Source organism: Actinomyces sp. HMSC065F12 (assembly GCF_001814535.1).
GTDB classification, from domain to species: domain Bacteria; phylum Actinomycetota; class Actinomycetes; order Actinomycetales; family Actinomycetaceae; genus Pauljensenia; species Pauljensenia radingae_A.
Genome location: NZ_KV816972.1, coordinates 1 through 10,107, shown reverse-complemented (window position 1 = coordinate 10,107; position 10,107 = coordinate 1). Strand labels below are relative to the sequence as shown.

Here is a 10,107-nt window from a genome sequence, read left to right as displayed (position 1 = left end):
CCAGCAAGCCGCCGGCAACGATTGAGTGGGAGTAAATTAGGCATTTGCTTGCGACTTTGTGCATGCTATCGATGCAGTCCGCACCGTTTATGAAGCCTAATCTGGTACGCAAGTATGCGAAAGTCGCTTGCGGGATAGTGGTCATTCTTGCTGTCTAGACTGTTCTGTTTGGGCGTATCGGGCATGGTTTGTTAAAGGAAGCATCCGGCCCGCCCTTGTCTTGTGTAGAAGCCTTCGTCGGCGCTGGGTTTAACGCCGGCATTGTCTGGGGGCGTCAAGAGATGGCTCCTTTGGAGTACCTCCTCGGTGTTTTCCAGCGCAATTGGGAGAGCACTATTGGTCACCGGATGGCCTTATAAGCGCATTGAATGGTGAGAACTCTCGAGGTACCCTGAAATTTCGTAGCGCCTTAGGCTAAAACCACTCTGGATTCGCTATTGACATCCTGGTACCCTGGGTGCGAACCAATGCGACCTAGGAAGGAACGCCAGCACATGATACCGGTCATCGACTTGTTTGCGGGTCCCGGCGGCCTCGGTGAGGGATTCTCCTCCCTTAAGCAATATGATGGTAGCCCTTCATTTCAGATAGTCATGTCTGTCGAGAAAGACGACCAAGCCCACAAGACCCTACGTCTCCGCTCATTCTTTCGAAAAATCTACGCTGCAAATGGAGATACCATTCCGAGGCAGTATCTGCAATACATGCAGACGCATGATAGAGGGAAGCTTGACGAGCTTGTAACAAGGTATTCGGCTGAATGGGCGGCAGCAGGTCATGAGGCACTGTGTGCCGCGCTTAAAGACGGAGATAGCACACTCGTTGAAGAGGGCAGGAAGCGTCTCAAGGAATTCGGCATCACAGAGGGGGGCAAGTGGGTACTCATTGGCGGACCTCCATGCCAAGCGTACTCCGTGGTGGGACGGTCTAGAAGAACTCGCGAGAAAGCGAAGCTAGAGGCAGACGAGAAACAGACTCTCTACAAGTGCTACCTAGCCTTTATCAAAGAGCTTAAGCCTGCCGTCTTCGTAATGGAGAATGTGAAGGGTCTGTTATCAGCAAGGCATCATGGCGAGGGGGTATTCAGCAGGATCTGCGCTGATATGCAAGATGCTGGTTATGAAATACGGTCTTTGGTAAAGCGAGATGCTGACGAACCCCGCGACTATGTAGTGGAAGCAGAACGTTTCGGCATCCCGCAGATGAGACACCGCGTTATTCTGCTAGGTGTTCGGGATGGGTGCAAAAGGTCTTCCGCGACTCTCAAACCACTCACCCCAATCAATCTTCGGGAAACGCTCGTAGGGATACCGCGCATTCGGAGCGGCTTCTCTGAACGTAATGAAGGCTGGCGCGATAAGAACTGGAACGACTATCTCAACGGCGCAATATGCAAGCTTCTTGAGTCGGAAGAAGGTAAAGAATTAGAAAACATCCTAGTTCGAGTGCAACAGCAAAATCCTCCGCGTCTTATGCGCAAGAACAAGGTTACCGGGAAAATGGGTCGCTACGACGAGTGGTACAGGGGTCGTTTGGGGATACATAAGGTTCTCGCCAACCATGAGTCGCGTACGCACTTGGCTGCCGATCTCGACCGCTATGAGTTCTGCGCGGCGTACGCAGAGAAATACGGGGAGCCGGCACGCATCCCAGAGTTTCCACGGTACCTGTATCCCAACCACAAAAACGTGCAAAATGCCAAGCCAAGAGAGGGAATCAAGTTTGATGACCGTTTCCGTGTGCAGCTTTGGGACAGGCCATCTACGACCATAACGTCACATATCGCAAAAGATGGGCACTACTACATTCATCCTGATCCTGGCCAATGCCGAAGCCTGACCGTCCGCGAGGCAGCGCGACTCCAGACGTTTCCGGACGATTACTTCTTCGAAGGCAACAGAACGTCCCAGTACACGCAGGTAGGAAACGCGGTGCCGCCCCTTTTGGCTCAGGAAATTGGAAAGATAGTTGCGGAGCTTCTAGGCGTGGAAGCCACGGGGTACTGCGACACGATTACTCTTGTATCGGACGGCGACGCGTCTTGAGACGATATGGACAGCTGTTCCTCCGCAGCCTTGCCATCAGATTGACGAGCACAACGGACTGCTTATCAGACGGGATTTTTCTAGGAATCGCTGTCGCATACCGAAGTATCCCGCGCTCTTTCACTGTCGCCTCGTCTTCCTTTATGCACCAATCGAGGACATCCCGCCAGAATTGGGCGCCAGCATCGACCACAGCGGTCTGGGCCGCTATTCCGTTGAGCTCTTTTTGGTCGCGCGCCGCAGTGCTTTGAATGTCCCTCTCTTCCTCGACGCTGATGAGCTCTGAGATCCAGCCATCGTCCCACTGGACCTGCATCTGCTTTACCGCATTCCAACATTGTGGCTGTTTGGCCCATTCGGATATGTTCCGATAACCTTCCCTTGGATTCATGAGCACTTGATGAGCGACGCCAGCTGCCTGTCCAAGAGCTCTTTCGAACGCTGGCGTCACACCTTGGAGCTTCCATATGGAGAGAAAGTCGACTGATTTTCCCATCTCCTTGGCGGCGTTTGCCAAGGCACCGACGGCGAGTACAACATGTTGGGAGCGATAGCCGCCCGCCTCGTACCATTCGCTCGTCTGTACGATTTTACCTGCAAGGTCGAACACGATCTTCTTTGCGGCGACGCTCATGAAGTAGGCCTCGTTGAACTGCTTGTCATCTTTCTCCCAAGCTTTGGCAATGTCCTTGGCGAACTCGGAGAAGTTCTTCTGAGCCCCGCGGTTCACCATATAGGCCTTGTTCGTCCAGACCATTACGTACTTGGCCAAGTCGGTCTTCGTAAATGTCTGCGTCTTTGGGTACTCCTTAAGGAACTTGTTCTTGGCCGCATGAGTAAGATATGCCTGTGCATCGCGATATGAACCACGAGCCCGTTCATAAAACCACTTCGTGCGATCGAAGCTCCCAGGCTTTGCAGGCGCCATGATGCGTCTCGAGAATTTCGCCATTCTCACGTGGAAGGGGTGGTTTGCGAAGAAGTCGGCAGTGGAGACCTTGTTCTGGCTGTTGGCGTATTCTGAGATGCGCGGAACGAGGTCCTCCGCGGCTTCAGAGCTGACAATGCTCAGCTTCATCTGGACGAAGACCTTGGTCAAGTCGCGCTTCGCCTTATATGCCGCATATACGGAGGCCGTGGTCTGGCCTCCGTTAACCACTTGGAGGTTGTCGAGGCTCGTGATAACGAGGCCCTCGTCTCTTGTTTCAGTCTTGATTGCCTCTGCCGTTGCCGTTATGCCGTTGTTGAAGGAGAAGAAGAGTTCGGGCTCGTTTTCTAGGGTGCGCCGTATCCCCTTGTTCACTTTGCTGCGGGCTTGGAGGAAGACGCGCACGTTTTGCTCTAGGAGCCTAGCGCCCCAGCGGTCGTAGATGCGGGCAAGATCCAAGCCTGGTATGGCAGCAAGGTACACCTGGTTTTTGTCGTTCGGACTGCTTGCCAAAAGGGCTCGCAATGCGCCGTTCGGGAGCTCATTGAAGTCCACCGTAAGGCGCTCTCTCTCACGCCCGGAGGATACGAGGTCTCCGAAGCGGGCGATGTCCCAGACGTTGTATATGATTTCGCGTCCCTCAAAATCATCAACGATCTTGCCGGTGACTCTAGAACTCAGCTTCTTGTTGGTCAGGAGATGGAATTTAACGCGAGAAACCTTGTCCCATCGTGTGTTGATGAGGTCCGCGAGGCCAAAGCCCGGATCGGTCGGTTCGAGGGAGCTCCTGAAGGGGGCCTCGAGGGAACTGGAGAGAAACTTTTGCAGGCGTCGAAAGTCAGCCTCCATTTCGGAGTTGGTAAGCGTCACAAGCTGTGTGTCTTGGTTGAAATCGAGGATGATGAGCCCAAGGGTAGCTTGCCCCTCATCTTGTCCGAGCACGGAATCGAGGGGATCGCCGCAATAGCCATCGACCCTGATTCCGCCTCGCTCGGGTCGATAGAAAGCACGCTCTGCCTCATCGAATTCCCCGGCATCAATGAGATAATCAGTTACGGTGTCAAAGAAGGCATCCTCGAGATACACCCCATAGGCTTCTGCGGTGGTCTTGATATCCTGAAATAGCTCTTCGTAGAATTCCTCGGGTGCGCTCATCCCTTACTCCATTGCTCCTATCGCGGTCGATCTGTCAACGAGGTAATCGTCGCAGTAATCTAAATCGATTTGATATGTGACTCGGCTGACCCCCGGCTTGCAAGATTGGGAATCGATCTTGGGGAAATCGCCATTTACGGTGTAGTAGTAAGTAGCTCCCTCGCTCCATTTGGAGTCAGAGTAATCGTCTTCGTCGAAATAGCCAGCATTTGCGAGCTTGCTGTCAAAGGCTGCAACTTGAAGGGGGGAGTGGATGGCCTTCCTAACGGCGTTTACCACGTCAGTGACGGTAAAACCTTGCTCGTCATCGCTAGTCGTGCTGTTCAATTCTTCTACGTACAAGAACAGCTGTTCGGACGAATTGATGTTTAACTGATCTTCTGAGGAAATGACAATGTTGGGGTTGGCGGAGCTGCGCTTTGACTTGACCTCGATGAACACCTGCCCATAGGCGAAGTCCCTCGGCCCAGCCTCCGGCCCAGTCCATCCGTTCAAGGCGGCACCAATCCCATGAACAGCCAAGGCATCGTGCTGCAGGAAGTGCAGTTCGGCTATGAGCCCCTTCTGGGCTTCGGGAGTGAGCTTCGTTCTCGCGGGGCGGAGAAGAGAGCTCCACCTTTCCAGTCGAAGGACGCACGCCCTGCGGCAGGCATTCTCGCTTACGTCTTGCAGAGATGAGATGACGTCAGCCCCGACTTTGAGGAAGATGTCCTGCATGTCCATGTCAAGGAGCTCGATGACAATACTGCCCTCGTCTCGGTAGTCGTAAACCCCTATGTTTTTGAAGCTCGGAAGCTCAATCGGTTTCCAAGGATTGCAGGTATATTCGACGAGCAAAGCTGGATGCGCGTTCCAACTAATCGCCCAGAAAACTCTCTGCTGCTTGGGGTTATTTTCATCCGCAACCAGCCGGGCAGTGTACTCGCCCTTTGTCGAGGGCACCACCAGTCCACTCCATGGGTATCTAGTCGTCTTCAAAGTCATCGTCACTGTCCTCTTCGTAGTCGGCAGTGATGTTATCGATGGCGACTTGGTTGAAGACGTATTCGACGGGCTTCGTCTGCTTCTCCGTGTAGGGGAAGCTTATGCTCCAGCCAAATAACTCTTCTTGATGGTCCCAAGAGGGCCAATTGCCTGCCTCTGGCTTAACCACGCCCTTCTTGATACGCCTGTCAATTTGACGTTGCGTGTATTTCATAAGGACGGGATGCACGATGAGCAAGGGGTATGTACGGCGCCGTCTGTAGTAGCGGTCAGAGGGGTTGGCTTTGTCGTCGTGGTCTTTGCGGAAGTCCTCTTCGGCAGCCTGAATCTCTTCTGCGCTAAGTCCCTTCTTTTCGACTCCGCGGCTGACAAGACGGTGCTTCTCGCCGGCCACTAGGCAATCAGCCGACGTGTCGCTTCCTGGGTAGCGGATTTCGGATTTAATGAAAACGTCAGGAGCTAGCTTCAGAGCATTTCCTTCGCCCTTGGCGACGAGCACGTCCCACTCTCCAAGTTCACCATCCAACATTCGGTCATCGATATAGTTGAGTACTGGTTTGCTTTGGGACTTTGGCGAGCGTGCGTCTTCATTGACGTAGAGCTTAATGAATTCAATGACAAGCTGGGAAGGCACTCGGCGATAGAACACTTCCTCATCGTCGACATCCCTGTAATCGGCGATGGCAGATAAGAGCTGCTCCACGGCGCGTCTGTTCTCGGCGATTGCCTCACTGCTTCGATCGAAGGCGATGGTTTCGACGAAGCCGTTGTTGAGATCAATTGGTGCGGTGAGCTTGGTTCCAGTGCCCATTTTGTTCCTAGCGGTCACAATGAGCGAGTCGGGGCTCTGTCGGATTCGAAGGCCGTAGTTCTTCGGCGTGCGCTGAACTTGACGCATGTTCCGAAGCTCGTCGAAGAGGTCAGCGGTGGAGTCCGCGACGAACTTGTACCAGCCGGCCGCCTTATCGGACATCCAAATGCGGCACAGGTCCTCGTAGCCGGGGCGGTAACCAAACCAACGTGCCATCTGCATAAGGGCATCATATGCTTTGGCGTTGCGGGAATAGTACGAGACAGCCAGCCCTTCTAAGGTGAGGCCTCGCGAAAGCCTGTATCCTCCCACGGCTATAACATGCTCAGTATGCAGGTCATACTCGAGGCTCTCGGCCGAATCGGTATTGATGATGACGACGTGGATAGTTCTCACCGTTTCATACAAAGCAGGTTGTATCTGCTCCCAGCTGAACTCCGTAGAGCAGGAATACTCGCTTATCCAAGTGTCATATATGAATTGCAGGTCTTCGGAGACACTTAGCGCCTGCTGGGGGTCGAGAGAACCATAGGCCTTTATAGCGTTTTTCAGGTGCTTGAGGTAGTCGTCCACTTGCCAAGCCACGGACTTCTGGGGCTGCTTGTAAGGCGAGACGTTGATCATCATCGTAGAATGCTCGTCACCATCGCCACGAAGCGCTCGAATTGTCGTGGCAAGTAGGAAAGCCCTTACGGCATCTTTGAGCGATTCGGGTATCGCGTCAACTTGGTAATTCTTTTTGTGCTTAGGCGGCAAGACAAGGTCGATATCATCGATAAATCGCAAATGCTTCGGCCTGACGTCGTCGTAGTCTCCGAACACCTTTTCTGCGCCAAAGTAGTCAGAAGATTCCTCGAGCGTATAGATAAAACTGCTCGGGAAAAGATCCTTGCCAAACTCGTCGGTATCAACGGTGGGATCAATAAGTATGTTGGCATAGGGCGTGGCGGTGTATCCGACGTAGCACTTTCTTATGAAATAGTTCAAGATGTTACGAATCTGCCCGTTGATGCGGGTGGGCTCATCTTCTCGCTTTTCACGCCTGTACTTTCCATTAATCGAGGCATTGTCAGCCTCATCATCGATGAGGAGAAGTTGGTCGTCCGGCTGTGCGTTATCTCTCAGCCACTCATACACCTGCTTTAACGAGCTGCTGTTCTTCTTGATAACGAACAGCCAAGGCTCGTTAGTGTGAGAGGTCTGTATACCCCTCAAAGCGTTGGCACGCTTCTTGTTGAAGTCGGCCTCTCTTGAAGTACAAGCGATGGGCCGCCGCCGCGATGCTTTATCCTTTCCTACGCCGACGGGCTCTATGTCTTTCTGCTCAACGATATTGAAACCGGTGAAACCATCTTCGAGCCTCGCCTGTGTCTGGTTTCGAAGTACGTTATGAACGCCCGCCATCACGATGATTATCTTGTATCCGGCATCGGCGGCGCGGGATATCAATCCGATATAGTTAGCAGTCTTTCCGGATTGAACGGACGCGACGACAAGGCCCCTGCGCTCGAAACCCGCCTCAACAGTGGGGTTCGCCATAAGGTCGAGAACGTTCCAAGTATCCCTTTCTATGGTTCGAACGGTGCTCCGAGCCCATTTCTTGTCGCACATGAGGTATTTCTTGTAGCGGTTCCAGTAGTACCAATGACTATGGCTCTCAATCTCATCTTCAGCTTCGGTGAGCCAAGGCTTCACATCATCATCCTTGAAGGAAAATCCGAACTTCTTTCTGATTGATAGCTCAGAGCAGTACTGGTGAACGAGTGTATTTACAGTATCGTCACGGTCGCCGGCCATTCCTGCAAACGCCGGCAGACGAGAGAGGCCGTCGTATAGCTGCTCGTACATATCTCGGACTTCGTCTTCATTTGGCACTTTAGCGCTATTGGCGAAATGCTGTCGCGCGGCGTTGTCAATCTGGTCGATAAGCTCGGTTCTAATCATTGTCATCATTGCTCCTTGATTCCAAGGGCGCCGAGCGTCTCCTGCCATCGAGATTGGAATGGCTCTGCGTAATGCATTATCGAAAGAATTGTCTCGTCGTCACGGCCAGCCTGTTTGAGCGACGAAAAGAAAGTCTTGGCTGCGTCATCAAAAGCCTCATCTTGGAGGGCTGGCAAAGCTACATTCTCTTCGCTGTTCGCGAAGTCGTAGAAAAGCGACTCGGTGGGGAAGGAAGACTCTATGAGTGAGAGCGTAGTGTCGAGCGCCTTGCTGTCGATAGGATCAAGAGAATTCGTCAAGTTTGCAATCACAGGGTGCTTGCGGTTGATTCTGTAGATTCTCTTCTCTCCGTCTTGAACCACATCCCAAGCGGGAAATACATCGGGACTTGTGAGCCTTGTGGCACGTCGCCTGTAGGTTTTCTTGGAGGGGGTTCCGATAGTGGTAATAAGCGATTTAACGCGAGCCCTTACGCCCTCCGGCATTTGGGCGGATACCTTCTTGACGTCAATCTTCCATACCTCATCTTGGTTAACGTCGACGTCTATTTTGACCCGCGTGAGCTGGGTGAGGGCCGTTTTCTTGGCGAGTCCGAACCATGTCCCGTACAGGATGAGCCTCTTGGCACGATAGAGATAGATGCCTTGGCTTTTCAGATAGCCACCATTCAAGCCATAGTATTCGTACTCTTGCTGGGAGTCGTAGTGCGATCGATGTGGCAGGGTGAACGACTGCATTGTGACGCCCGGGCAAATCTGCTCTGCAGGCGAGGACTGCGATGCGTGATGCTTGGTGTTGAAAGGGTCAATTGGGCTCAAGCAAAGGTTGTTCACTTGGATGGATATTCTGTTGAGGCCTCGCTCACCAGCTAGGTAGCGATGAAAGACGAGTGAGAGGTAATCCTGTGCTTCGCTGATAATCCGCGGGTGGTTGACTTTGCCCGACCCTCGTTCCCCCGTGAGCCTATCTAACTTCTCCCAAAGCACCATAGTGCCCGATTCTCCCAGTTCGCCGAAAAACGGGATGTCCTCGGGATTGGTGTGCTCTATGACGCTCCAATTGTTTTGAGCGACAACACGATCGAGGTCCCAAGTAAAGGCCGCTACGTTGTCGTCTCTCCTCGAAATGACCGTAAGACGTCGACATTGAGAAAACGATGCGGTCTTAAGACCAAGCCCGAATCTGCCAAGATCGTTCAATGCGCGCTTCTGTCTCGGGTCGTTTGAACCGAGTCTCATGGCTTGCTTCAAGTCGTCTCTGTCGAGGCCCTCGCCGTCGTCAATAATGCCAATCTTGAACTCAGAGCTAGGAATGGCAAGTATTCGGATGCTGGAAGCGTTTGCGCTGATGGAATTGTCAACAATGTCAGCAAGTGCGCTATTAAAGGAGTACCCAATGTCACGGAGACTCTCGATGAGAATGCTTGGTTCCGGGTCGAGTCGAATGACATTGGAATCCATGATCTCACCTATTTGAAAACATCCCGTCCGACCCTGTCAGGCATGCATGAGCAACCTGAATTAACGATTCATTCTATCATCGATACTGTCAGATAGACCATGAAGAAGGGATCTAAGCCGAAATGTACCGCAAGTTAGCACGACTAGATGCTAACTGGGTTACAGCAAAGTAGGCGGTAGCATTTTTCGATGCAGCTATCCCTTCTTTGACGCATATCCTTTCTAGAAAAGTTGATAAACAAGCGTCAATCTGCTCATTGAATGAAATTGCGCGCCCTCATGTCGATTTGACCAGACTTGTGAGATAGGTGGTACACGGATTCCGGGTGCTTTCCAGACGTTGGGGAACATTCGGAGGCGTAGGTGAGCGTCGAAGTGGTACGGGGATGGCACTCGATTTGCTCATCGAGCGGGAGTAACCAGAACGCGCTGGGACTGCCTAGTTCTGCTGGTCGCCACTTAGTCGGCCTGCAAGGCGCTCATCAGACAGTCGAAGTGGGCGGGGTCTGCCGTGTCGTATTAATCGAACCATGCGTCGATTGCTTCTTGGGGATACAGTCAAGCGGCTCGATGATCAGTTTGGCCCACGGGGGAATCCTGCTGAACTGCCGCCACAGCGTGCTGATCCACTCCGGCCGCTACATGCTCATAGAGGCGCTTGCCTCGGTATGCATACATTGCGGTGAGGAACTCGGGAGCGTTACTCGTGTGGCGCCGTGCATCGAAATCTCTACTAGCAAGGCTGAGCGTGCCGGAGAACATTGTGTGGCGTCAGCCGTT

The 10,107-nt window shown here is 52.8% G+C and carries 5 protein-coding genes; 1 reads left to right on the top strand and 4 read right to left on the bottom strand.

The features are described 5' to 3' along the window. Positions 1-494: 494 nt before the first annotated feature. Complete coding sequence (locus HMPREF2975_RS05195; RefSeq protein WP_070726268.1) at positions 495-2,045, top strand: DNA cytosine methyltransferase; 1,551 nt, start codon at positions 495-497, stop codon at positions 2,043-2,045. On the opposite strand, the gene HMPREF2975_RS05190 is transcribed toward HMPREF2975_RS05195, so the two are convergent. Genes HMPREF2975_RS05190 through HMPREF2975_RS05175 form a run of 4 tightly spaced genes read right to left on the bottom strand, consistent with a single transcriptional unit; the run spans position 2,014 to position 9,327 of the window. Further along, complete coding sequence (locus HMPREF2975_RS05190) at positions 2,014-4,128, bottom strand: AIPR family protein (protein ID WP_070726267.1); 2,115 nt, start codon at positions 4,126-4,128, stop codon at positions 2,014-2,016. The genes HMPREF2975_RS05195 and HMPREF2975_RS05190 overlap by 32 nt on opposite strands. A 3-nt stretch (positions 4,129-4,131) precedes the next feature. Continuing rightward, the gene (locus HMPREF2975_RS05185; RefSeq protein WP_083314430.1) at positions 4,132-5,112 is read right to left on the bottom strand and encodes a PD-(D/E)XK motif protein; all 981 of its coding nucleotides are present in this window, start codon (positions 5,110-5,112) and stop codon (positions 4,132-4,134) included. Further along, on the bottom strand, positions 5,093-7,876 hold the full coding sequence (locus HMPREF2975_RS05180; RefSeq protein WP_070726261.1) for a Z1 domain-containing protein: 2,784 nt from the start codon (positions 7,874-7,876) through the stop codon (positions 5,093-5,095). Before HMPREF2975_RS05180 ends, HMPREF2975_RS05185 begins: the two co-directional genes overlap by 20 nt. After that, positions 7,873-9,327 (bottom strand): ATP-binding protein, encoded by a 1,455-nt coding sequence (locus HMPREF2975_RS05175; protein ID WP_070726258.1) that lies wholly within the window; start codon positions 9,325-9,327, stop codon positions 7,873-7,875. Before HMPREF2975_RS05175 ends, HMPREF2975_RS05180 begins: the two co-directional genes overlap by 4 nt. Positions 9,328-10,107 lie beyond the last annotated feature (780 nt).